Annotated in this window: 15 protein-coding genes and 1 pseudogene; 5 read left to right on the plus strand and 11 right to left on the minus strand. The window is 74.5% G+C overall.

Going from position 1 to position 22,765, the window contains the following annotated elements:
* Positions 1-21 precede the first annotated feature (21 nt).
* Together ACIRYZ_RS26660 and ACIRYZ_RS26665 are read right to left on the minus strand one after the other, a co-directional pair.
* Positions 22-2,352: a DUF5682 family protein gene (locus tag ACIRYZ_RS26660; RefSeq protein WP_402948582.1), complete on the minus strand. Its 2,331-nt coding sequence runs from the start codon at positions 2,350-2,352 to the stop codon at positions 22-24.
* Positions 2,349-3,431: an AAA family ATPase gene (locus tag ACIRYZ_RS26665; protein WP_387616741.1), complete on the minus strand. Its 1,083-nt coding sequence runs from the start codon at positions 3,429-3,431 to the stop codon at positions 2,349-2,351. Before ACIRYZ_RS26665 ends, ACIRYZ_RS26660 begins: the two co-directional genes overlap by 4 nt.
* 178 nt (positions 3,432-3,609) lie before the next feature.
* On the opposite strand from ACIRYZ_RS26665, the gene ACIRYZ_RS26670 reads away from it, so the two are divergent.
* Both ACIRYZ_RS26670 and ACIRYZ_RS26675 read left to right on the plus strand, forming a co-directional pair.
* Positions 3,610-4,908, plus strand: a complete 1,299-nt coding sequence (locus ACIRYZ_RS26670; protein WP_402948585.1) for an SWIM zinc finger family protein — start codon at positions 3,610-3,612, stop codon at positions 4,906-4,908.
* Positions 4,909-4,919: 11 nt separating this feature from the next.
* On the plus strand, positions 4,920-6,545 hold the full coding sequence (locus ACIRYZ_RS26675) for a DUF5691 domain-containing protein (protein ID WP_402948588.1): 1,626 nt from the start codon (positions 4,920-4,922) through the stop codon (positions 6,543-6,545).
* Positions 6,546-6,625: 80 nt separating this feature from the next.
* On the opposite strand, the gene ACIRYZ_RS26680 is transcribed toward ACIRYZ_RS26675, so the two are convergent.
* Entirely contained in the window at positions 6,626-7,033 is a 408-nt protein-coding gene (locus ACIRYZ_RS26680; protein ID WP_355669695.1) for a cobalamin B12-binding domain-containing protein, read from the minus strand.
* 338 nt (positions 7,034-7,371) lie between these two features.
* On the opposite strand from ACIRYZ_RS26680, the gene ACIRYZ_RS26685 reads away from it, so the two are divergent.
* Positions 7,372-8,160 carry a M23 family metallopeptidase gene (locus ACIRYZ_RS26685; RefSeq protein WP_402948591.1) on the plus strand — a complete coding sequence of 263 codons (789 nt, stop codon included), beginning with the start codon at positions 7,372-7,374 and terminating at the stop codon, positions 8,158-8,160.
* A gap of 44 nt (positions 8,161-8,204) precedes the next feature.
* Here ACIRYZ_RS26685 and pcrA read toward each other — a convergent pair whose 3' ends face one another.
* The 3 genes from pcrA to ACIRYZ_RS26700 all read right to left on the minus strand — a co-directional run bounded on the left by pcrA (position 8,205) and on the right by ACIRYZ_RS26700 (position 13,025).
* Positions 8,205-10,862 (minus strand): DNA helicase PcrA, encoded by a 2,658-nt coding sequence (gene pcrA / locus ACIRYZ_RS26690; protein WP_402948593.1) that lies wholly within the window; start codon positions 10,860-10,862, stop codon positions 8,205-8,207.
* Positions 10,863-10,963: 101 nt separating this feature from the next.
* Complete coding sequence (locus ACIRYZ_RS26695) at positions 10,964-11,668, minus strand: LuxR C-terminal-related transcriptional regulator (RefSeq protein ID WP_380421376.1); 705 nt, start codon at positions 11,666-11,668, stop codon at positions 10,964-10,966.
* Positions 11,661-13,025: a PspC domain-containing protein gene (locus tag ACIRYZ_RS26700; RefSeq protein ID WP_402948633.1), complete on the minus strand. Its 1,365-nt coding sequence runs from the start codon at positions 13,023-13,025 to the stop codon at positions 11,661-11,663. The genes ACIRYZ_RS26695 and ACIRYZ_RS26700 overlap by 8 nt, the downstream gene beginning before the upstream one ends.
* Positions 13,026-13,288: 263 nt before the next feature.
* Between ACIRYZ_RS26700 and ACIRYZ_RS26705 the strand changes: the two genes are divergently transcribed.
* Together ACIRYZ_RS26705 and ACIRYZ_RS26710 are read left to right on the plus strand one after the other, a co-directional pair.
* Positions 13,289-14,761, plus strand: a complete 1,473-nt coding sequence (locus ACIRYZ_RS26705; RefSeq protein WP_402948596.1) for a PspC domain-containing protein — start codon at positions 13,289-13,291, stop codon at positions 14,759-14,761.
* Positions 14,758-14,982, plus strand: coding sequence for a hypothetical protein (locus ACIRYZ_RS26710; RefSeq protein WP_402948598.1), 225 nt, complete (start codon positions 14,758-14,760; stop codon positions 14,980-14,982). The genes ACIRYZ_RS26705 and ACIRYZ_RS26710 overlap by 4 nt, the downstream gene beginning before the upstream one ends.
* 33 nt (positions 14,983-15,015) lie before the next feature.
* Here the strand turns inward: ACIRYZ_RS26710 and ACIRYZ_RS26715 are convergent, their stop codons facing one another.
* From ACIRYZ_RS26715 to ACIRYZ_RS26735, 5 genes and pseudogenes are all read right to left on the minus strand, one after another.
* A complete protein-coding gene (locus ACIRYZ_RS26715) occupies positions 15,016-15,474 on the minus strand; it encodes a ubiquinol-cytochrome c reductase iron-sulfur subunit (protein ID WP_402948635.1) in 459 nt (152 codons plus the stop codon).
* A 48-nt stretch (positions 15,475-15,522) separates the two neighbouring features.
* Positions 15,523-16,050, minus strand: a pseudogene (locus tag ACIRYZ_RS26720) (DoxX family membrane protein); the annotation flags it as partial.
* A 199-nt stretch (positions 16,051-16,249) separates the two neighbouring features.
* Positions 16,250-17,845, minus strand: coding sequence for a glutamine-hydrolyzing GMP synthase (guaA, locus tag ACIRYZ_RS26725; RefSeq protein WP_402948601.1), 1,596 nt, complete (start codon positions 17,843-17,845; stop codon positions 16,250-16,252).
* 1,003 nt (positions 17,846-18,848) lie between these two features.
* Positions 18,849-20,624, minus strand: coding sequence for a hypothetical protein (locus ACIRYZ_RS26730; protein WP_402948603.1), 1,776 nt, complete (start codon positions 20,622-20,624; stop codon positions 18,849-18,851).
* Between the two features lie 249 nt (positions 20,625-20,873).
* Positions 20,874-22,664 (minus strand): GMC oxidoreductase, encoded by a 1,791-nt coding sequence (locus tag ACIRYZ_RS26735; RefSeq protein WP_402948606.1) that lies wholly within the window; start codon positions 22,662-22,664, stop codon positions 20,874-20,876.
* Positions 22,665-22,765: the final 101 nt, after the last annotated feature.

Below are 22,765 nucleotides of genomic sequence, written 5' to 3' on the forward strand. Positions count from 1 at the left end.
TTCGGTCGGGTGTTGCGGCGGTCAGGTGTTGCGGCCGGTGGCCTGCCGCGGGATCTTCGGGCGGACGCCGAGCAGCAGGGCCAGCACCGGGACGGCAGCGTCGGCACGGTCCCGGTCGAGATCGCCGGCCGTCTCGGGTGCCGGCGGGGCCACGCCGAGCGGGCCGGCCGCGACCCGGCCGCCGATGGTGGTGCGCACGCCCGCCTCCAACCCGGCGAAGGTGCGGCGCAGCAGCGGCAGGACGTCGGTGAAGACCTCGGCGCCGACGCCGGTCAGCCACTCGTCCAGCAGGGCGAGCAGCCGGGGGTCGTGCAGCAGCAGGGCGCCGCCGCCGGTGAGGAAGCCCTCGACCCAGCCGGCCGCGTCCGCCGGGGCGCTGGCGACGGACAGCACCAGCCGCAGCCGTCGGCCGGCCTCCTCGGAGTCCAGCCGGCCGTCGTCCAGCAGCAGCCGGACGGCGCGGCCGCGCAGCAGGCCGGGGGCGCCGGTGGCCGGTCCGCCGGCGGGCTCGCGGCGGGCCAGCGACCGCAGGGCGGCGGCCCAGCGCTCGGCCAGGCCGTCGGTGTCCGGGGGGGCTCCCGGGGCGGCTTGTCCGGAGGCATCCGGGTCGAGCAGGGCGATCGCGCCGTGCACCTCGTCGATCCGGGCGCGCATCGCCGCCGCGCTCTCGGCGTCCAACCCGACGCAGGCGGGCGGCAGTCCGACGCAGACCCGCTCGGCCAGGCCCGCGGCGGCCCCGGCCAGCGCGCCGTGGTCGGTGCCGCGCACGTCGCCGTAGCGCAGCGCGCGGACCAGCGCGGGCAGCGCGCCCGCCAGGTGCGCGACATCGGTGTCCAGGGCCGCGCAGTCGGCGAGCACCCGCATCACGGCGGGCAGCGCGCCGGACAGCCCGGCCAGCAGGCAGGTCTCCACCAGGCCGGTCAGCTCGGCGAGTTCGACGGCGGCCCGGGCGGTGCCGACCGCCTTGTTGACGGCGGCCTCCTCGACCGTGGTGCCCCACTGGGCGGCCTCGGCGATCCGGACCGCGAACTCGGGCTGCCAGCACAGCCGCCAGCTCTCCCGGAAGGTCCCGGTGGAGTGGACCGAGGAGCGGGCCGGCACGCCCCACTCGACGCCCAGCAGCCGCAGCCGGTGGAGCAGCCGGGAGCGGGCCGCGTCGGTGTCCTTGCGCAGGTCGAGGGCGAGGTCCCGCGCCGCGGCTCCGGGCTTGAGCCGCAGCGAGCGCTGCAGCCGGGCGAGGTCGCGCTGCAGCGGCACCGCCGGTGCGGCCTCCGGGACTTCGCCGAGCTCGTCGCCGACCACCAGGCGGTCCCGGACGAGTTCCAGGGCGACGTCCGAGCCCTCGCAGAGCACTGCGCAAACGGCGTCCAGGGTCTCGGTCAGCCCGGCGAGCGGGCGGCCGCGCAGCACCGCGAGGGTCTCGGCGAGCCGGACCGCCTCGATGACGTGGGCGGAGGAGACCGGGTGGTCCGCGGCGCGCAGCAGCTCGGCGGCCCGGGTGAGCCAGCGCGGGACCGGGTCGCCCTCGGTGGTGAACAGGTGGTGGTACCAGCCGGGCGACTGGATGCCCGCGCCGTAGCCGGTGGCCTGGGAGAGCCGGCGGTGCGTCCACGGGATCCAGGTGACGTCCGCCTTCACCTTCTTCGGCAGTTCGGCGAGCAGTGCCCGGTCGTGGGCGACGGTGGGCATCGTCGCCAGCGCGGGGACGTGGAAGGCCCCGCAGACCACGGCGATCCGGCGGTGTCCGGCGCGGCGGGCGGCGCGGATCTGCTGGCGCATGTACGCCTCGCGCAGTTGGTCCCGGCGGGACTCGCCGAAGCCCTCGGCGCGCAGCGCGGCCATCGCCTCGGCGACGGCGGCGAAGGGCACCAGCGCGTCCGCGCCGGGGGCGCGGTGCTCGACCACGTCCTCCCACCAGCGCTCCGGGTCGTCGTGACCGGCGGCCTCGGCGAGCAGCGCCAGCGGGTCGGCGGGCAGCTCGTCGGGGCGGTCCCCCTCGGGGCGGCCCCCGTCGGCGGCCTCGGCGGGCGCGAAGCCGTACCCGGCGGGCAGGTCGATGAAGCGGACCGGCAGGTCGTGGTCCACGGCGTGGCGGATCGCCACCCACTCCGGGGAGAACTCGGCGTACGGCCAGAACGCTGCCTTCGTCGGGTCGTCCACCGCGTGGGCGAGCAGGGCGACCGGCGGTACCAGGTCCTTCTCGGCGGCGAGGTGGACGACGGCGTCGGCCTCCGCCGGGCCCTCGATCAGCACCGCGTCCGGCTGCCACTGCGCCAGCGCGGCGGCCACCGCCCGGGCCGAGCCGGGCCCGTGGTGCCGGATGCCCAGCAGGGCGACCTCGGTGTCCTTCATACGGCCACCTCGCGGGCGGCGCGGTAGAAGTCCTTCCAGCCGTCGCGCTCGCGCACCACCCCTTCGACGTACTCGTGCCAGACCGCCTGGTCCGCCACCGGGTCGCGGACGACCGCGCCGAGGATGCCGGCCGTCACGTCCCCGGCGCGCAGCACGCCGTCACCGAAGTGGGTGGCCAGGGCCAGGCCGTTGGTCACCACCGAGATCGCCTCGGCGGTGGAGAGGGTGCCGCTCGGGGTCTTGACCTTCGTCCGGCCGTCCACGGTCAGGCCTGCGCGCAGCTCGCGGAAGACCGTCACCACGCGCCTGATCTCCTCGGCGCCGCCGGGCAGTTCGGGCAGGTCGAGGGAGCGGCCGAGCTGGTTGACCCGACGGGTGACGATGTCGACCTCCTCGTCCAGCGAGCCCGGCAGCGGCAGCACCACGGTGTTGAAGCGGCGGCGCAGCGCGCTGGACAGCTCGTTGACGCCCCGGTCGCGGTCGTTGGCGGTGGCGATCACGTTGAAGCCGCGCACGGCCTGGGTCTCGCTGCCCAACTCCGGCACCGGCAGCGTCTTCTCGGACAGGATGGTGATCAGGCTGTCCTGCACGTCGGCCGGGATGCGGGTGAGCTCCTCGATCCGGGCCAGCTTGCCGTCCGCCATCGCCCGCATCAGCGGCGAGGGCACCAGGGCGTCCCGGCTGGGGCCGTGGGTGAGCAGCTGGGCGTAGTTCCAGCCGTACCGGACGGCCTCCTCCGGGGTACCGGCGGTGCCCTGCACCAGCAGGGTGGAGTCGCCGCTGATCGCGGCCGCCAGGTGCTCGGACACCCAGGTCTTCGCGGTGCCGGGCACGCCGAGCAGCAGCAGCGCCCGGTCCGTCGCCAGGGTGGTGACGGCGACCTCGACGACGCGGCGCGGGCCGATGTACTTGGGGGTGATCCGGGTGCCGTCGGGCAGCTCGCCGCCGAGCAGGTACGTCGCCACGGCCCACGGCGAGAGCTTCCAGCGCTCGGGGCGCGGACGGTCGTCCTGCGCGGCCAGCGCGGCCAGTTCGCCGGCGAAGGCGTCCTCGGCGTGCTGCCGCAGAACGTCGGTCATGGGGGCTCCTTCGGGTCGGCCGCCGGGCGCACGGATGCCCGGGCGGCAGGGTGATCGGGGGGAGCCAGGTCGGCGTCCCGGCCTGTGGGAACCACCTTGCAACGTGCCACTGACAACGGCCGGACCGGTCCGGACGGGCAGTCAGCCGCTGTCAGTGCCCCCGCCTACCGTCGGTCGCATGGAGGAACGCTGGAGCACCGAACACGTCCTGTCCCTGGCGCCTGACGCCGCGTCGCAGAAGGCCGCGGGCAAGCTGTCCTCGCCCGCGCCCTGGTCCGGGACGGGCACCGACGGCGCCGCACTCTGGGGCGAGTGCCGGGGCAGCGGCCGCACGCCGTACCGCACCGTGATCGAACTCGCCACGCCCGCCTACCAGTGCAGCTGCCCCAGCCGGAAGTTCCCGTGCAAGCACGCGCTCGGGCTCCTCCTGCTGTGGAGCGGCGCCCCCGAGGCCGTGCCGGCCGGCGAGCCCGCAGACTGGGCGGCCGACTGGCTCAGGGCCCGCCGGGAGCGCGCCGAGAAGCGCGCGGCACCCCCGGCCGACCCGGAGGCCGCCCGCCGCCGGGCCGAACGGCGCGGCGCGCGGGTCGCGGCCGGCGCGGCCGAGCTGCGGCTACGGCTGGCCGACCGGATCCGGCACGGCCTGGCCGACCAGTCCACGGCCGGGCCCTGGGAGGAGGTAGCGGCCCGGATGGTCGACGCCCAGGCCTCCGGACTGGCCACCCGGGTAAGGGAGTTGGACACCCTGCCGGAGGAGCGGCTGCTGGAGGAGTACGCGATGCTCCACCTGCTGGCCACCGCCGCCACCCGGGTCGACGAGCTGCCGCCCGAGCTGGCCGCCACCGTCCGCGCCCGGGTCGGCTACACCCTGGACGCCGCCGAGGTGCTCGCCGGGCCGACCGTCCGGGACCGCTGGCTGGTGCTCGGCAGCCGCGACACTTCCGACGAGCGGCTCACCACCCGCCGGGTCTGGCTGCGCGGCGCCAAGACCGGCCGCCCCGCCCTGCTGCTCGCCTTCGGCCGCCCCGGCCAGGCCCCCGAACTCGCCCTGCCCACCGGCCACCTGCTGGAGGCCGAACTCGGCTACCACCCCGGCGCCCGCCCGCTGCGCGCCGCGCTCGGCACCCGCTACGGCGCCCCCGAACCCGGCCCGGCCGAGGCGCCCGCCGGGCTCACCGTCGCCGAGGCGGTGGCCGGGTACGGCACCGCGGTGGCCGACGACCCGTGGCTGGACAGCTGGCCGACCGTGCTCGCCGGGGTCGTCCCGGTCCGCGCCCCGGACGGCTGGCACCTGACGGACGGCCACCACACCGTGCCCGTCCGCGCCTCGGCCGTCCCGGAGGCGGCGCTGTGGCGGCTGGCCGCGGTCTCCACCGGCCGCCCGCTGACCGTCTTCGGCGAGTACGGCCACCAGGGCTTCGCCCCGGTCACGGCCTGGACCGCCGAGCACCGCCCGGTCGGCCTCACTTCCGCATAGGAGAACCGACGATGACGATCACCCAGGACCCGTGGGAGCCGCTGCGGACCAGCGCCCTGCTCGGCACCGACCGGCGCCCGCTCCCGGCCACCGCCCTGCCGCTCGCCGACACCGTGGACCGGTCCGACCCGGCCACCGCCCTGCTGGAGCTGGCCGCGCTGGCCACCGTCCGCCGCCGGGCCGGCGCCCTGCCCGTACCGGCCGCCGGGCCGCCCGGGCCGCCCGCGCCCGAGGACCTCCGCCCGGAGATGCCCGAGTCCGCCGCCCGCCGGCTGGCCGTCCTGCTCGCCGGGCGTACCGGCGGCAACGGCGGCAACGGCGGCGGCACCCTGGCCAACCTGGCCGAGCTGCTGCCGCAGTGGCTCACCACCGCCCGACTGGAGGGCCTGCGCCCGCCCGCCGCACTGATACCCGGGCTGCTCGACGCCGCCCGCGCACGCAGCGAACTGCGCGGCGACGCCGTCGCGTTGGCCGGTCCGCTGGGCCGCTGGCTGGCCTCGCACAACCCGGACTGGCGGTTCGTGCTGCGCACCGCCGCCCCCGAGCCGGACCGGCAGCCGGACGACCCGGCCGACCACCGGCTCTGGCACGAGGGCCTGTTCGCCGAGCGGGTCACCCACCTCACCCTGCTGCGCCGCAGCGACCCGGCCGCCGGGCTGGAGCTGCTGCGCAGCACCTGGTCCACCGAGCGCGCCGAGGACCGGCTGCTCTTCCTGGACGCCCTGCAGGACGGCCTCTCCCCCGCCGACGAACCGTTCCTGGAGGCCGCCCTCGGCGACCGCAGCAAGAACGTCCGCGCCACCGCCGCCGAGCTGCTCTCCACGCTGCCCGGCTCCGCCCTCGCGCTGCGGATGGCCGAGCGGGCACAGGCCGCCGTCCACCTCGCCGAGAGCGGCACCCACCTGCTGGTCACCCCGCCCGCCGAGTGCGACGAGCGGATGCAGCGCGACGGGATCACGCCCACGTCCCCCACCGGGCGCGGCGAACGGGCCTGGTGGTTCGGCGAGGTGGTGGCCGCCGCGCCGCTCGCGACCTGGCCGCGGAGCACCGGCCTGACGCCCGAGCAGCTGCTCGCACTGCGGGTCGGCGACAGCGTGGACGCGACCAGCAGCAGCTGGGCCGACGACCTGCGCGAGGCCTGGGCCCGCGCCGCCGTCCGCCAGCACGACGCCGCATGGGCCCGGGCGCTGCTCGGCCCGGCCCCCGTACCGCCCGCCCGCGGGGCCGGACGGTCCCGCGCCGCGCGGGCCACCGGGGCCCCGGCCAAGCTGCTGGCCGTCCTCCCGCCCGAGGAACGGGCCGCCTGGACGGCCGCCTTCATCGAGGTGCACGGTCTGGGCGAGGCCTTCCAGCTGCTCGGCGCCTGCGCCACTCCGTGGACACCGCCGCTGTCCACCGCCGTGGTGACGGCACTGGCCCGGGCCGCCGCCTCCGGCGCGTACCCGTGGAGCCACAGCGGGGTGCTCGGGATGACGGAACGCGCGCTCGCCCCGGAGACGGCCGCCGCGGTGGAGGAGCTGGCCGTGGGGGCCGCCCCGGACTCCGCCTGGTCGGAGACCTTCGCCCGGCTGGCCGGGACGCTGCGCTTCCGGGCGGCGATGCTGAACGAGTTGAGGCCGGCCGAACCGGCGCCCTGAGCCGCGCGACCGACTCACGCCCCGAGCACGGCGGAGCGGGCCGGTCCGCACCGGGACCGACCCGCTCGTCGTGCCGAAGTTCAGCTGGCGGTGCGCAGGTTGGCCTCGACCCAGGCCACCACGTCCCGGGTGGGCGTGCCCGGGGTGAAGATGTCCGCGACGCCCATCGCCTTGAGCTCGGCGATGTCCTCGTCCGGGATGATCCCGCCGCAGAAGACCTTGATGTCCTCCGCGTCGCGCTCCTTCAACAGCTCCAGCACCCGCGCGCACAGCGTCATGTGGGCACCGGAGAGGATCGACAGCCCGATGCCGTCCGCGTCCTCCTGGATCGCGGTGTCGACCACCTGCTCGGGCGTCTGGTGCAGCCCGGTGTAGATGACCTCCATACCGGCGTCGCGCAGGGCACGCGCAATGACCTTGGCGCCACGGTCGTGACCGTCGAGCCCAGGCTTGGCGACCACCACACGGATCGGCCCCGACACACTCATCACTGCCTCCTGGACCTCGTCGTCCACTATCCGACCGGACCTTGTGGGCCCACGGGTGCGGTTAACGCTCGATAACCAACCAACCTGAGGGGAGATTAGCGCCACCCGGCCCGGTTGGCCGCGCCGCCTCCCAAGAGGAGGGCAAAGTCACAGCCCCAGGCCTTGCTACCAGTGGGTACACCCGTCCTCGGACCCTCCGTACAGACACGGCGCGGACCCCCGGCCGACCTCTTGACAACCGGGGGTTTTTCCGGGGCGTCGGCCTTGCGGCTACAGTCACGGCTGTTTTCCCTCTCGCTCGACGACGCGCCCGAGGCCCACCGAGGAGGCAGCCCCCGATGGCTCCCGAAGCAGCCGCCCGCCCGACCCGTGCGGAGCTGCGCCTCGCCGCCCGCGAGCAGTCCCGCGCCCAGCGCCGCGGCGCCGCCAAGGCGGCCACCCGGGCCGCGCTGTTCCGGGTCGCGGTCCCCTCGGTCGCCGCGCTCGGGGTCGCCGGGGCCGCGGCCGTCACGGTGATCCAGGAGCAGCCCGACCGGGTGCCGCCCCAGGCGACCGCCGCCGACGCCCCGGACAACACCGCCGCCCGGCAGAGCGCGCAACAGGCGGTCGCCGCCGGCGACCAGACCCAGGCCTCGCGCGGCGACGCCCGTCAGCCGCTGGCCGGCGCCCAGCCCGGCGACGCCCGGCCCACCGACACCCCGACGGCCCAGCCCACCGCCGATCCGGCCAAGCCCAAGGTGGTCATGCCGGTCGCCCAGCACGGCCTCGGCGAGCTGTTCGGCGCGGCCGGCACCCACTGGGCCAAGCGGCACACCGGCATCGACTTCCCGGTGGACGGCGGCTCCGAGGTCTACGCCGTCACCGACGGCACGATCCGGACGCAGTGGAACCCGTTCTACGGCTACATGTCGATCCTGAAGATGCCCGACGGCACCGAGGCCTGGTTCTGCCACCTGCGCGCCTACAAGGTGCGCAGGGGCCCGGTGAAGCAGGGCGACGTGATCGCCTTCGTCGGCAGCAGCGGCAACAGCACCGGGCCGCACCTGCACTTCGAGATCCGGCCGCCGGGCAGCGGGCCGGTCGACCCGCTGCCCTGGTTCCTCTCGAACGGGCTCGATCCGCGCTAGCGGTTCAGACCTTCGCCACGCGGTTCAGAGCTTCGCCACGCGGTTCAGAGCTTCTCGACGGGCGCGTAGCGCAGCAGCAGCTGCTTGCGCCCCTCGGTGCCGAAGTCGACCGTGGCCTGCGCCCGGTCGCCGACGCCGGTGACGCCCACCACGGTGCCCAGCCCGAAGGTGTCGTGGGTGACCCGGTCGCCGACCGCGAGCGAGACGGCCTCGCGCTCCACCACCCTTCCGGCGCGCCGCGCCGACTGGCCCCAGCCCGCCTTGGGCGGGGCGGCCGCCGACGAGGAGCGCGAACTCCCGCCACCGGACGAGGACTTGCCCCAGGACGAGCCCGAGGAGAAGCCGCGCTGGACCGGCGCCTGCACCGCGCCCGTCCGCTTCCACTCGACCAGCGTCTCCGGGATCTCCTCCAGGAACCGCGAGGCCGGGTTGTAGGCCGGCTGCCCCCACGCGCTGCGCAGCACCGAGCGGGTCAGGTAGAGCCGCTCCCGGGCGCGGGTGAGCCCCACGTACGCGAGCCGGCGCTCCTCCTCCAGCTCCTTGACCTGGTTGAGCGCCCGCATGTGCGGGAAGATCCCGTCCTCCATGCCGGTCAGGAAGACCACCGGGAACTCCAGGCCCTTGGCGGTGTGCAGGGTCATCATCGTGATGACGCCCTGCCCCTCCGCGTCCTCGTCCGGACTTCCTCCTTCTGTCCCGTACTGCTTCGCATCCGGGAGCTGGTCCGAGTCGGCGACCAGCGCGACCCGCTCCAGGAAGTCGGGCAGCGAGCCGACCGGCGGCGCGCCATCCTCACCGGCGTCCGGCCGCTCGCCCGGGTCCTGCTCGTACTCCAGGGCGACGGAGGCGAGCTCCTGGAGGTTCTCCACCCGGGTCTCGTCCTGCGGGTCGGTCGAGGCCTGGAGCTCGGCCAGGTAGCCGGTCTCCTCCAGGACGGCCTCCAGCACCGCCGCCGGGCCCGCGCCCGACTCGACGACCTGGCGCAGCCCGGCCATCAGGGTGTTGAACTTCTTGACCGCGTTGGCCGAGCGCGCGGCCATCCCGTACGCCTCGTCCACCCGCAGCAGCGCCTGGGCGAAGGAGATCCGCTCCCGCGCGGCCAGCGCGTCGACCATCGCCTCGGCCCGCTCGCCGATGCCGCGCTTGGGCACGTTGAGGATCCGGCGCAGCGGCACGGTGTCCTCCGGGTTGGAGAGCACCCGCAGGTACGCCAGGACGTCCCGGACCTCCTTGCGCTCGTAGAAGCGCACCCCGCCGACCACCTTGTACGGCAGGCCGACCCGGATGAACACCTCCTCGAACACGCGGGACTGGGCGTTGGTGCGGTAGAAGATCGCGACGTCGCCGGGCTTGGCCTCGCCCTTGTCGGTGAGCCGGTCGATCTCGTCGGCGATGAACTGGGCCTCGCCGTGCTCGTCGTCCGCGACGTAGCCGACCACCTTCTCGCCGTGGTCGCCGGCCGTCCAGAGCTTCTTCTCGCGGCGGTTGGCGTTGCGCTCGATGACGGCGTTGGCGGCGCTCAGGATGGTCTGGGTGGAGCGGTAGTTCTGCTCCAGCAGGATCGTGGTCGCGTTCGGGTAGTCCTCCTCGAACTGGAGGATGTTGCGGATGGTCGCGCCGCGGAAGGCGTAGATCGACTGGTCCGCGTCACCGACCACGCACAGCTCGGCCGGCGGCACCTCGGCGAGGTGGGCGGCGGCCGGGTTGACGAAGTCGCCGTCCGCGGTGCGCTTCGGCGCGGCCGCGACGGACCCACCGCTCAGCTCGCGCACCAGCATGTACTGGGCGTGGTTGGTGTCCTGGTACTCGTCGACCAGGATGTGCCGGAACCGGCGGCGGTAGTGCTCGGCGACGTCGGGGAAGGCCTGCAGCAGGTTCACCGTCGTCATGATGATGTCGTCGAAGTCCAGCGCGTTGGCCTCGCGCAGCCGCCGCTGGTACAGCGCGTACGCCTCGGCGAGCTTCTTCTCCATCGGGTTGGCCGCCTGGTCGGCGAAGGTCTCCTCGTCGATCAGCTCGTTCTTGAGGTTGCTGATCTTCGCGGTGAAGGACTTCGGCGGGAACTGCTTCGGGTCCAGGTCGAGGTCGCGGCAGACCAGCGACATCAGCCGCTGCGAGTCGGCCGAGTCGTAGATCGAGAAGCTGGAGGTGAAGCCCAGCACCTTGGACTCGCGGCGCAGGATCCGCACGCAGGCGCTGTGGAAGGTGGACACCCACATCGCCCGGGCGCGCGGGCCGACCAGCGCCTCGACGCGCTCGCGCATCTCGCCGGCGGCCTTGTTGGTGAAGGTGATCGCCAGGATCTCGCCCGGCTGCACCCCGCGGGCGCCCAGCAGGTACGCGATCCGGTGGGTCAGCACCCGGGTCTTGCCGGAGCCGGCGCCGGCCACGATCAGCAGCGGCGAGTCCGCGTGCAGCACCGCCTCGCGCTGGGGGTCGTTCATCCCCTCCAGCAGCTGCGCCGGGTCCACCACCGTCCGGGCGGCACCGTTGCGGTACCAGGCGTCCCGCTCGGCCTGGGCAGCGTGGTCGGTCTGGAACAGCCCCTCCGGGATGGCCTCCTCGTAGGCGTCGTACGGGACGTCGTCCTCGTACGGCGGGGGCTCCTCGTCGACGGCGTCGATGGGTGCTGCGGGCTGCTTCGACCCGGCGGCGGGTGCCTCGAAACCGGGGAGCGGGAGGTCGTCAAAGAGGCTACTCATGGCACATCGAGTCTATGGCCACCCACCGACAAGCCCGTCCGGTCCGAGGAATCGGACCGGACGGGCTCGCTTGGGGGTTCGAAGACGCCCGGCGCCGCGGCTCAGACCAGACGGCGGGCGGTGGCCCAGCGGGTGAGCTCGTGGCGGTTGCTGAGCTGGAGCTTGCGCAGGACGGCGGAGACGTGGCTCTCGACGGTCTTCACCGAGATGAAGAGCTGCTTGGCGATCTCCTTGTAGGCGTAGCCGCGGGCGATCAGCCGCAGCACCTCGCGCTCGCGCTGGGTGAGGCGGTCCAGGTCCTCGTCCACCGGCGGGGTGTCGGTGGCGGCGAAGGCGTCCAGGACGAAGCCGGCCAGCCGGGGCGAGAAGACCGCGTCGCCGTCGGCGATCCGGAAGATCGCGTCGACCAGGTCGGTGCCGGTGATGGTCTTGGTGACGTAGCCGCGCGCGCCGCCGCGGATGACGCCGATGACGTCCTCGGCGGCGTCCGAGACGGACAGCGCCAGGAACTTCACTCCGCCCTGCTCGCCCATCACGCCGACCGAGCGGCGCAGCACCTCGACGCCGCCGCCGCCGGGCAGGTGGACGTCCAGCAGCACCACGTCCGGCCTGGTCTCGGCGACCACGCGGACCGCCGAGTCAACGTCGTCGGCCTCGCCGACCACGTCGATGCCGGTCACCTCGGTACGGCCGATCTCGGCCCTGACCCCCGTCCGGAACATCCGGTGGTCGTCCACCAGGACGACCCTGGCCGTGCGCCCCCAGCCTTCGGCCGGGGGGACCCCCATCGGCGCTGCCTCAGTCATTCGTTCTCTCCATCTCCAGCTCGACCTCGGTGCCGCCGCCCGCCGCCGGCCGCACCCGAGCGGTGCCGCCGTGGCGCTTCATCCGGCCGATGATCGACTCCCGTACGCCCATCCGGTCCTCGGGCACCGTGTCGGGGTCGAAGCCGGGGCCGTGGTCGCGGATGAACACCGACACCGTCCTCCCCTCCACCTCGGCGTAGACCTGGACCGGTCCCCCGCCACCGTACTTGGCCGCGTTGACGGTCGCCTCCCTCGCGGCCTGCATCTGTGCCGAGATCTTCTCGTCCATCGGGCAGTCGCCGACGATCACCAGCTCGACCGGGACGCCGTGCCGGTCCTCGACCTCGGCGACGGCGGCGCGCAGGGTCTCCGCCATGGTGTCCGGCGCGGCCTCGGCGGCGGCCTCCGGGCGGTACAGCCACAGCCGCAGTTCGCGCTCCTGGGAGCGGGCCAGCCGGAGCACCTCCTTGGGGTCCTCGGCCCGACGCTGGATCAGGGTCAGGGTGTGCAGCACCGAGTCGTGGATGTGGGCGGCGATCTCGGCGCGCTCCTGGGCGCGGATGCGGGCGGTGCGCTCGGCGCCGAGGTCCTGCCACATCCGCAGGCCGTACGGGCCGAGCAGCACCAGCACCCCGGCCAGCACCGCGAGCGAGGCCTCGATCACGGAGCCGAGCGGGGAGCCGCTGCCCTGCATGGCGAGCAGCGCGATGGTGCCGACCACCGCGAGCAGCACGCCGGCGCCGACCCGGGTGTAGGCGCCGCGCCGCTTCTCGCCCTCCTCGATGCCGAACCAGCGCTGCCAGCGCGAGTCGTCGGCCTGCCGCCACACCAGCGCGACGCCGACGCCGATCGCCAGCAGCGGCCAGGTGTACGGCTTGGCGGTCTGCCAGCCGAGCACGTTCAGCAGGGCGATCAGGCCGATCACGAGCATGACCAGGGCGGCGAGCTGGCCGATGCCGCCCTGCCCGTTCTTGCCGGCGGGCCAGGCGGCGGTCTCGGCGGCGCCCGCGGCCCCCGCGGCCTCGCCCTGGACGGCGGGCGGGGTGACCGGCTCGCCCTGGAGGGCGTGCTGGAGCAGTTCGCGCAGCCGGCCGACCCAGCCGCCGCCGGACTTGGTCAGCGGGGTGCCCGGCCGCAGCCAGGGCGAGGTCGGGATGTAGACGCCGTTGACGTTCACCCAGTACGTGCCGCCGCGCTGCGAGGGCTCGCCGATGCCGATCGGCACCACGAACCAGAACGCGGCGTACAGCAGCGCACCGATCCCCTGCGCGAAGAACAGCAGGACGAAGGCGAGCCGCACCCAGCGGACCGGCAGCCCGAGGTGCACCGCCAGACCGTGCGCGACGCCGCCCAGCATCCGCCCCTGCGGGCTGCGGTAGAGCCGGCGGTACGGCGGCCGCCCGCCGTCGGGCGCGTTCGGGTCACCGCCGGTCGACGACGCGGCGTCGGGGGCGAGGGGTCGGGGATCGGTACCGGGTGCTGCCACGGCACCGATGGTTCCACGCGGGGGCCCGCGGGCGCATCAGGGTGTGTCCCCCACGCTTATCAGGGACAAGTCAGGGTACGGGCAGGGCCGGACCCGGTTGGGCCGGACCACCGCCTGCGGGAAGGATGGTGCCCATGACCGAGGACCACCGCATCCAGGAGGCCGGGCCCGCCGCCCCGCCGGAACCGGACCGCCCGCCGCTGACCCGGGCCGAGCACCACCGCGTGGTGGCCGGCGTCTGCGGCGGTCTCGGGCGGCATCTGGACATCGACCCGGTGGTCTTCCGGGTGGTCACCGTGGTGCTCTGCCTCTCCGGCGGCCTCGGACTGTTCCTGTACGGCCTGGCCTGGCTGATCGTCCCGACCGAGGGCGCCGCCGACGGCACGGGCCGGGGAGCGCGCACCGAGCTCCAGCGGGTGCTCACCGGCCGGGTCGACGGCCAGTCGGTCGGCGCGGTGCTGCTGACCGTGATCGGCACCGGGGTGTTCTTCTCCTCGATGGGCGACGGCGACCAGCTGTTCCCGCTGCTGCTGCTCGGCGGCCTGGTCTTCCTGGCGGTGCGCTACGACCCGGAACGCCGCCGCGGCCGGATCCGCGGCCGCCGCCGCGGCGGCCCGTACGACCGACACTTCCCCGAGGGCGAGGGTGAGGGCCACGGCTGGCCGCGCCCGCCGCAGGACGAGGCGGCCCGCGCCCAGCACGCCGCCGGCCAGGCCGCCGGGAGGGTCCCCGCCGACTCCCCCGCCCCCGGCCCGAGCGGTTACCTGTGGGACCCGCGCCACCCCGAGCGCAACCCGTACGGCGAGGCCGCCCCCACCTCCTCGGACACGACTCCCCCATGGGGGCTCCCCCGGCCGGAGGCCGGGGGAGGCACGAAGGTGCCGCCGCCCGGCAGCCCGGCCCAGCCCTGGTGGCAGCGCGCCGACCTGCCGGAGGGCGACCCGCTGCGCAAGGAGCGTCCGGAGCGCCGCCGCGATCCGGCCGTGGTCCGGCACCCCAGGGAGCGCTCGGCGCTCGGCTTCTTCGGCTTCCTGCTGGCGATCGGCGCGGCCACCGCGGTCTGGTCCGCCTCGGTCGGCCACACCGACGTCACCAGGCTGAGCACGGTCGTGCTGGCCACCGGTCTGCTGGTGATCGGCCTGACCCTGCTGCTGGCCGCGAAGTTCGGCAAGGCCCGCAGGCTCGCGGTGCTGGGCCTGCTGGCCACCCTGGCGCTGGCCTTCGTCGGCCACGCGCCGCACACCGTGCAGGACGCCATCGGCGACCGCTCGTGGACGGTCGCCTCGGCCGCCGACCTGAAGGACCGCTACAACCTCGGTGCCGGCGACATCCGGCTGGACCTGGCCGGGATCGACCCCGCCGGGAGCACCCTCACCACCAAGGTCGACCTCGGCGCCGGTCAGCTGACCGTCACCCTGCCGCCGGACGTCACGGTGAACCTGGTGGCCCGGGTCGGCCTCGGCAGCATCAACGTCCCCGGCGACCGCAACGACAGCACCGGGCGGCACACCTACGTGCTCGACCCGCCGGCCGGTCATCGGTCCAAGGGCACGCTCGACCTCGAACTCGGCATCGGCATCGGCGACATCAAGGTGGTCCAGCAGTGAGGAAGCACCGGCTCGACCTGTTCTCGCTGATCGCGGGCGGACTGTTCACGGCGATCGCCGTGCTCTACCTGGTGGCGGCGCTCAACGACCAGTCGGTGAACGGACGGATCGTCGTGGCGGGCACCTTCATCGTGCTGGGCGTGGGCGGCCTGGCCGGCGCGGTGGTCGCGGTGGCCCGGCGCAGCCGGCCCGACCGCGAGGACCGAGGCCCGCAGGACTGAGGCCTGTCCGACGCCCGGCTCCGGGCCCGGCCCTCAGCTCTGCAGCGGGCCCAGGGTCAGCTTGTCCCCGTCCTTGCTGACGGTGTACCTGGGCAGCGGCTTGACCGCCGGCCCGTTGACCACCGCGCCGGTCGCGGCGTCGAACCGGGAACCGTGGCACGGGCAGTACAGCTGGCCGTTCTTCGGCGCGTCCACCGCGCAGCCGGAGTGGGTGCACACCGAGGAGAGGGCACAGTACTGGCCCGCCTTGGGCTGCACGATGTAGACGGCGTCCCCGGTGGCCGGGTCCTTGACCTGCGCCGAGCCGCCGACCGGCACGTCCGCCGCGGGCACCGAGGGGCCGTGCGCCGAGGGGGCGGGCGCCGTCACGGCGGAGGCGGGGGCCGCGGACTGCTTGGGGGCGGCCTGCTTCCTCCGGCCGAAGGTCCGGGTCAGCGAGCCGGTCAGCAGCCCGGCGCCGCCGATCGCGACCGCCGCGATCCCGCCGTCCACCAGCGCCCGGCGCTTGACGTGGCCCTCGGCCAGCCCGCGCTCCCGGTCCCGCCCGGCCCGGCGGGCCAGGTAGCCGTCCACCGACAGGTACGGCGTGCCGGCCAGCAGCAGCGGGGTCCAGGCCATCAGGTAGCCGAGGTCGTTGCCGAGGTAGTAGGGCGAGACGCTCCAGCTGACGGTGAGCCAGAGGCTCAGGTTGATCAGCGCGCCGCCGAGCGCCGCGACCCGGCCCCAGAGGCCGAGCAGGGTGCCGAGGCCGACGGCCAGCTCGCCGAAGGCGACCGCGAGGGCGAACAGGGTGGGCGTGTCGAGGGCCGGGCCGAGCAGGAAGGAGATCGGGCTGCCGACGGTCCTGGCCGCCTGGGTCTGCGAGACGAAGGAGGCCGGATCGCCCGCGCCGGCCAGGAAGTGGGAGTCGGAGAGCTTGTCCAGGGCGGCGTAGACGAAGGTGACGCCGAGGAACAGCCGCAAGGGCAGCAGCGCGTACGTGGATGCGAACGCCCGCAGCTGGGCCGCCCGGTCGGCCTGGCCGGTCGCATCCCCGTCGACCACCACGGAGTCACTGGCCTCCGACATCCCTCACACCTTCCTTCGCGGCCTGCCACTCCCTGACAGGTCCGGTCCGCATTCTGCCCGCTCCTGCACGCTTTCGGTGGGACGTCCCACCCGAGCAGAGCAAGAGGTCCCACCCGGGGGAGCGAACGGCCGCGCCGCCGCTCCCCCGTACGGGAACGACGGCGCGGCCGTTCAGCACCGGCTCAGCGGTGCGGGAGTGCTACTCCCACTCGATGGTGCCCGGCGGCTTGCTGGTGACGTCGACGACGACGCGGTTCACGTCGCGGACCTCGTTGGTGATCCGGGTGGAGATCCGGGCCAGCACGTCGTACGGCAGGCGCGACCAGTCGGCGGTCATGGCGTCCTCGGAGGAGACCGGGCGCAGCACGATCGGGTGACCGTAGGTGCGGCCGTCGCCCTGGACGCCCACGCTGCGGACGTCGGCGAGCAGCACGACCGGGCACTGCCAGATCTCGCGGTCCAGACCGGCCGCGGTCAGCTCCTCGCGGGCGATCGCGTCGGCGTCGCGGAGCAGGTCCAGCCGCTCCTTGGTGACCTCGCCGACGATCCGGATGCCCAGGCCCGGGCCCGGGAACGGCTGGCGCTGGACGATCTCCTCCGGCAGGCCGAGCTCCTGGCCGACCATCCGGACCTCGTCCTTGAACAGCTTGCGCAGCGGCTCGACCAGCTGGAACTGCAGGTCCTCGGGCAGGCCGCCGACGTTGTGGTGGGACTTGATGTTGGCGGTGCCGGTGCCGCCGCCGGACTCCACCACGTCCGGGTACAGGGTGCCCTGGACCAGGAAGTCGACCGACTCGCCGTGCGCGCCGGCCTCGGCGACGATCTCGGCCTGGGCCTGCTCGAAGACCCGGATGAACTCGCGGCCGATGATCTTGCGCTTCTCCTCGGGGTCGGTGACCCCCTTCAGCGCGTTCAGGAAGCGCTCGGAGGCGTCGACGACCTTCAGCTGGACGCCGGTGGCGGCCACGAAGTCCTTCTCGACCTGCTCGGTCTCGCCCTTGCGCATCAGGCCGTGGTCGACGTAGACGCAGGTCAGCCGGTCGCCGATGGCCTTGTTGACCAGGGCGGCGGCGACCGCGGAGTCCACCCCGCCGGACAGGCCGCAGATCGCGCGCTTGTTGCCGACCTGCTCGCGGATCAGGGCGATCTGCTCGTCGACCACGCTGCCGGTGGTCCAGGTCGGGGCGATGCCGGCGCCGCGGTAGAGGAAGTGCTCCAGGATCTGCTGGCCGTGGTCGGAGTGCAGCACCTCGGGGTGGTACTGGACGCCGTACAGGCGGGCCTCGTCGTTCTCGAAGGCCGCGACCGGCACCACGTCGGTGGAGGCGGTGACGGTGAAGCCCTCCGGGGCGGCGGAGCAGGCGTCGCCGTGCGACATCCACACCGAGTGCTGCGCCGGGACGCCCTCGAACAGGGTGGAGCCGGTGCGGGAGACGACCAGCGGGGTGCGGCCGTACTCGCGGGCGCCGGTGTTGTCGACGGTGCCGCCGAGGGTCACGGCCATCAGCTGGAAGCCGTAGCACATGCCGAAGACCGGGACACCGGCCTCGAAGATCGCGCGGTCGATCTGCGGCGCGCCCTCTTCGTAGACCGACGACGGGCCACCGGAGAGGATGATCGCCTTGGGGTTCTTGGCGAGCATCTCGGCGACCGGCATGCTGCTCGGCACGATCTCGCTGTAGACCCGCGCCTCACGCACCCGACGGGCGATGAGCTGGGCGTACTGGGCACCGAAGTCGACCACCAGGACGGTGTCGTTGTCCGGTGCGGACTGGACGGGAATTGCAGAGGACACAGACGGCCTTCCGGCAGCGGTATCGAGGTGTCGCGCTGAACCGCCTCCCCGACGGGGGCGGCGGCGGCGGACGGGTGTGGGGTGTCTGGACTCCGATTCTACCGGGCTGTCCGGTTTCACTCGTCTGCCCGTCCAAAGAACCGTGACCGGGCGGGCCTGCGCTTCGTTGCTTCTGACGACCGCACGGCCACGCCGCGTCCGCCAGACGCGCCGCCAGCGCCCCCCGACCGGGGGCACGCCGTACGGGCTGCAGGACCACGCGTGGAGCTTCACCCCAGTCCACCGGCGCACGTGGCGCCGCCGCCCCGGCCCGCCGGGGAGCGCGGCTCCGTGGGACCGTGCGCGGGTGCCGCGGCCGGCCAGCAGGGGACAGCGACCCCGGCCGCGACTGGGCCGAGAGGTGGGGCGGCCGGCCCCGGGGACGCCCGGGACCGGCCGTCGCACCGAAGGTTCACCCCGGGGCACGCCCCGGGCGCACAACCCTCACCATCCCGCACTGCTACGCGCGTCCCCGTGCGCCGCAACCGCTTCGACCACTACTCACCGTGATCATTCGGCGCGGTGACCGCCGTAAATGGACTGTGCCGAACTGTGCCGAATCGGTTGCAGAGCAAGCCCTCCGTCCAGCACGATGCTCGGTGTGAACGGTTCTCCCGGCGGCCGGCAGGCTCATCGCGGAGGTCCGGACCGATGTCTCCGCCGCCGCCGCGCAGGAAGGCGACACCGGTTTTCACTTCACGCTCCGTGAGCGGGGGCCCGGCGCAAACCTGCGCACCGACCGCCGTCGCACAGGCGTGCGCGACCCGCTCCGCCGGCCACCCACGCCGGAGCCGCGAGGACGCGACCCGAAGCCAACCGACACGACGGCGCTCCTCCCCCGGCGCCGTCACCTCCAGCACCGGCGCAGCCCTGACGCCGAGTGCTGAACGACAAAGGGCCCCGTTCCCCCGCGGGGCCCTTTGCCCGTTCCCCGGCCGCGGCCAGGCGGCCAGGCGGTCTCGCGTCAGGGGTGGTCGCGCCAGACGCTCGGGTCCACCGGCTCCTCGGGCGGCCGCGGCGGGTGGGCGGGCAGCGGTGTGCCGGCGGGGGGCGGCGGCGTCTCGTGCGAGCCGATCACCTCGCTCACCCCGGCCCCGGGCGGCTCCGGCGGCGCGTCCTGCGGTGCGGCGTCCGGCGGCGGCGCCCCGTACGGGGCGGGGGCCTGCGACGGCACGCCCTGCGACGGCACGCCCTGTGGCGGAACGCCGTACGCCGGACCGCCCGGGTACGGCACCTGCGGCGGCACCGCCCCGCAAGAACCGTGCGGCGCACCGTACGGCGCGGCGCCGGACGCGTACCGGACGACCCGGCCCCGGCCGCCGAGGGCGGAGAGCACCGCGTGCACCACCAGCGCTCCGACCACCGCCCAGACCGCGCTGGCCACCAGGACGCTCGGGAACGCCAGGCCCACCGTGGTGTCCTGCGAGGTGCTTCGGCTGCCGGACCCGTCCCAGCTCCCGACCGACGGCACCACGTACGACATCGAGGTGGTCATCAGCCCGCCGGACGCCGCCGAGAGCAGGGTGAGCAGCCCGGTGTGCACGGTCGCCAGCCGCAACCGGTCGGCGGCGTCCAGCTGCCGCCGGTACGCCGTCCAGCCGAGGAAGCCGGCCGCGGCGAGCGCCAGCAGCCCCGTCCACCGCCAGTCGGCGGTCTGGTCGTGCAGGTCGAAGAAGGAGAACTCCGCGCCGCCGCCGCCCTGCCCGCGCCAGTCCGGTACGTCCCCGCCCAGGTCGCTGTGGGCCCGGAAGGTGGCGCCCGAGCCGATGCCCAGCAGCACCAGGCCGAGGTTCGGCAGGAAGGCCAGCGAGCTCGCCGTCAGCCAGCCGTTGTCGTTGTTGACCGCGACCAGCACGAAGGCCGTCACCGAGGCCAGGCCCAGGGTCAGCGCCAGCGCCCGGCCCGCGGTCAGCGCGGCCACCGCCCAGCCGCGCACCGCCCGGCTGCGCCAGGCGGCCCAGCGCAGCGCGTCGGTGCCGTACACGGCGAAGGTCAGCAGCCCGCCCAGCGCCACGGCCCAGCCGACCGCCCACAGCCAGGTGGAGTCGGCGGTGAAGCTCGCCTTCGCGAGGTCGGCGGTGCCGGAGCCGTAGTAGTCGGGGTCGAGTTCACGGCGGTCCGGCTGCCAGGTGGTGCTCCCGACCGCCCCGAGCAGCAGGGTCGCCAGGCCGAGGACCAGGGCGGTGCGCAGCGCCTCGCCGGCCGCCTGCGCCCTCGTCAGCTGGGAGCCGTCGGCCTTGCGCCGGCGCAGCCCGGCCCGCAGACCGAGCCAGAGCGCGAGGCACCACAGGACGGTGACGGTCATCGGCACCACCCAGAAGGTGATGTCCATGCGCCCCGCGCTGCCCCGGAACAGCGGGCTCTGGTAGCCGAGCCGGAACGGCGCGCCGAGCGCGTTCAGCGCCATCGACAGCATCACGCCGAAGCGGTGGCCGAAGTCGGGTGCGGGGAGGGAGCCGTCGTAGGTGTAGTCACTGGGGATGGCCACGGCAAGTGCCACCAGCAGCAGGACCAGCGTCGGGGCGACGGCCGCCAGGAAGGCGGGGCGCCAGTCCAGCCCGGTGAGCAGGCGCTGCGGCTTCTCGTACGGAACGCCGGCGCCCCAACTGCCCGTCCCGGGCGGGCCGCCGACCGGCGGCTGCTTCACGTACGGCTGGCCGGCGCCCGGGCCGGGCGGCGGGTAGGAGCCGGGCGGCGCGGCGGGCGGCGGCGGCCCGTACCCGGGAGCGGGCGGCGGCACGGCGGGCGGGGCGGCGGTCGGGGGCGGGGGTGCCGGCGGTCGGCCGCACGACCCGCAGGCGGGCGCTCCCTCCACCGAAGTCGCGCCGCACGATGCGCAGTTGGCCATGGACCGCATTCCCCCCGCTCGACGAGTTCCTGGTCCCCCCAGGGAGCCCGTTTATCCCATCGGATCCGAACGGCTGTCAACCGCGGAAGAAACCAGTGGGTTTGGCCCCGACCGGGCGGGTCCGGGGCCGGTCCACGGGCCCTAGTCGCGCTTCTTCGGGACCTCCGGGACGGGCAGCAGCGGCAGCCGCAGCGCACCGAACGCGCCCTCCGGCACGGCCGGTCGGACCGGCGCGACGGCGGCGACCGGGCGGTAGGCCTCGCCCGGGGCCGGGCGCGGGTCCTCCTCGCCCTTGTTGGGCCACATCGACAGGGCGCGCTCGGCCTGGGCGGTGATGGTGAGCGAGGGGTTCACACCGAGGTTGGCGGAGACGGCCGCGCCGTCCACCACGCTGATCCCGGGGTGCCCGTACAGCCGGTGGTACGGGTCGACCACGCCGGTCTCGGGGGCGTCGCCGATCGGGCAGCCGCCGAGGAAGTGCGCGGTCATCGGGATGTCGAAGATCTCGCCGACGGTGCTGCCCGCGAAGCCGTTGATCTCCTCGGCCAGCGCCTGGGCGCCCTGCTCGGCGGCCGGGATCCAGGTCGGGTTGGGGGTGCCGTGGCCCTGGCTGGAGGTGAGCCGGGGCTTGCCGAGCGGGCCCTTCTTGAGCGAGACGGTGATCGAGTTGTCCAGCGACTGCATCACCAGACCGATGATCGTCTTCTCGGACCAGCCGCGCTGGTCCATCGAGCGGGCGAAGGTCGCCGGGTGGAGCACCGAGTTGCCCAGGTAGCGCAGCCAGCGCGGGACCCTCCCGCCGCCCTTGACCTGGGCGATGGACAGCGCGCCCATCGCGTTGGAGCCCTTGCCGTAGCGGACCGGCTCGATGTGGGTGTTGGCGTCCGGGTGGATCGAGGAGGTGATCGCGACGCCCTTGGTGAAGTCCGCCTTGCGGCCGTAGCGCCGGTCGGTGGTCTGCGCGCCCACCAGCGCCTCGGAGTTGGTGCGGGTCAGCTCGCCGAGCCGGGCGGAGATCCGGGGCAGGTGGCCGGCGTCGCGCATCCGGTGCAGCAGCGACTGGGTGCCGTAGGTGCCGGCCGCGACGACCACCCGGGCGGCGGTGACGGTCCGCGCGCCCGCCTTCACCCGGTCGGTCCTGGAGCGGGAGTCGGTGCGGCGCACGTCCACTGCGAAGCCTTCGCCGTGCTCCCGGATCCGGGCCACCGTGGTGAGCGGGAGGATCTCGGCGCCGCCCCGCTCCGCCAGGTACAGGTAGTTCTCGGTGAGCATGTTCTTTGCGCCGTGCCGGCAGCCGGTCATGCACTCGCCGCACTCCACGCAGGCCTTGCGGGCCGGGCCGGCCCCGCCGAAGTACGGGTCGGCGACCTCGTCCCCGGGCGCCGCCTTGGTGGTGCCGTCGGTGTCCTTGCCGTCGCCGAAGAAGACCCCGACCGGCGCCATGTGGAAGGTGTCGCCGACGCCCATCCGCTCGGCGGCCGCCTTGAGGTGGACGTCCGAGGGGGTGACGGTCGGGTTCAGCCGAACCCCGAGCATCCGCTGCGCCTGGTCGTAGAACGGCGCCAACTCCTGCTGCCAGTCCGTGATGTGGCGCCACTGACGGTCTTCGAAGAAGGCCTTCGGCGGCACGTACAGGGTGTTGGCGTAGTTCAGCGAACCGCCGCCGACCCCCGCGCCGGCCAGGATCAGCACATTGGCCAGCAGATGGATCCGCTGGATGCCGTACAGCCCGAGCTGCGGCGCCCACAGGTAGTTCGGCAGGTCCCAGGAGTTCCGGGGCAGTTCGTCCCGCTCGAAGCGCCGACCGGCCTCCAGGACGGCGACCCGGTAGCCCTTCTCGGTCAGCCGCAGCGCCGCGACCGAACCGCCGAAGCCGGAACCGACCACGACCACGTCGTAGTCGAACTCCGCCGCACCGCCGGACTCCACCATCTGCCACTGCTCCTTCGAGGGTTGAACCTACCTGTGGGAAAAGCCGGTCGGACGCCACTCGGCCCCGGGCGCCAGGTGGGCCCCGAAGTCACCTGGGTCCG

The organism is Kitasatospora sp. NPDC101155 (genome assembly GCF_044768305.1).
In the GTDB taxonomy this organism is placed as follows: Bacteria; Actinomycetota; Actinomycetes; order Streptomycetales; family Streptomycetaceae; genus Kitasatospora.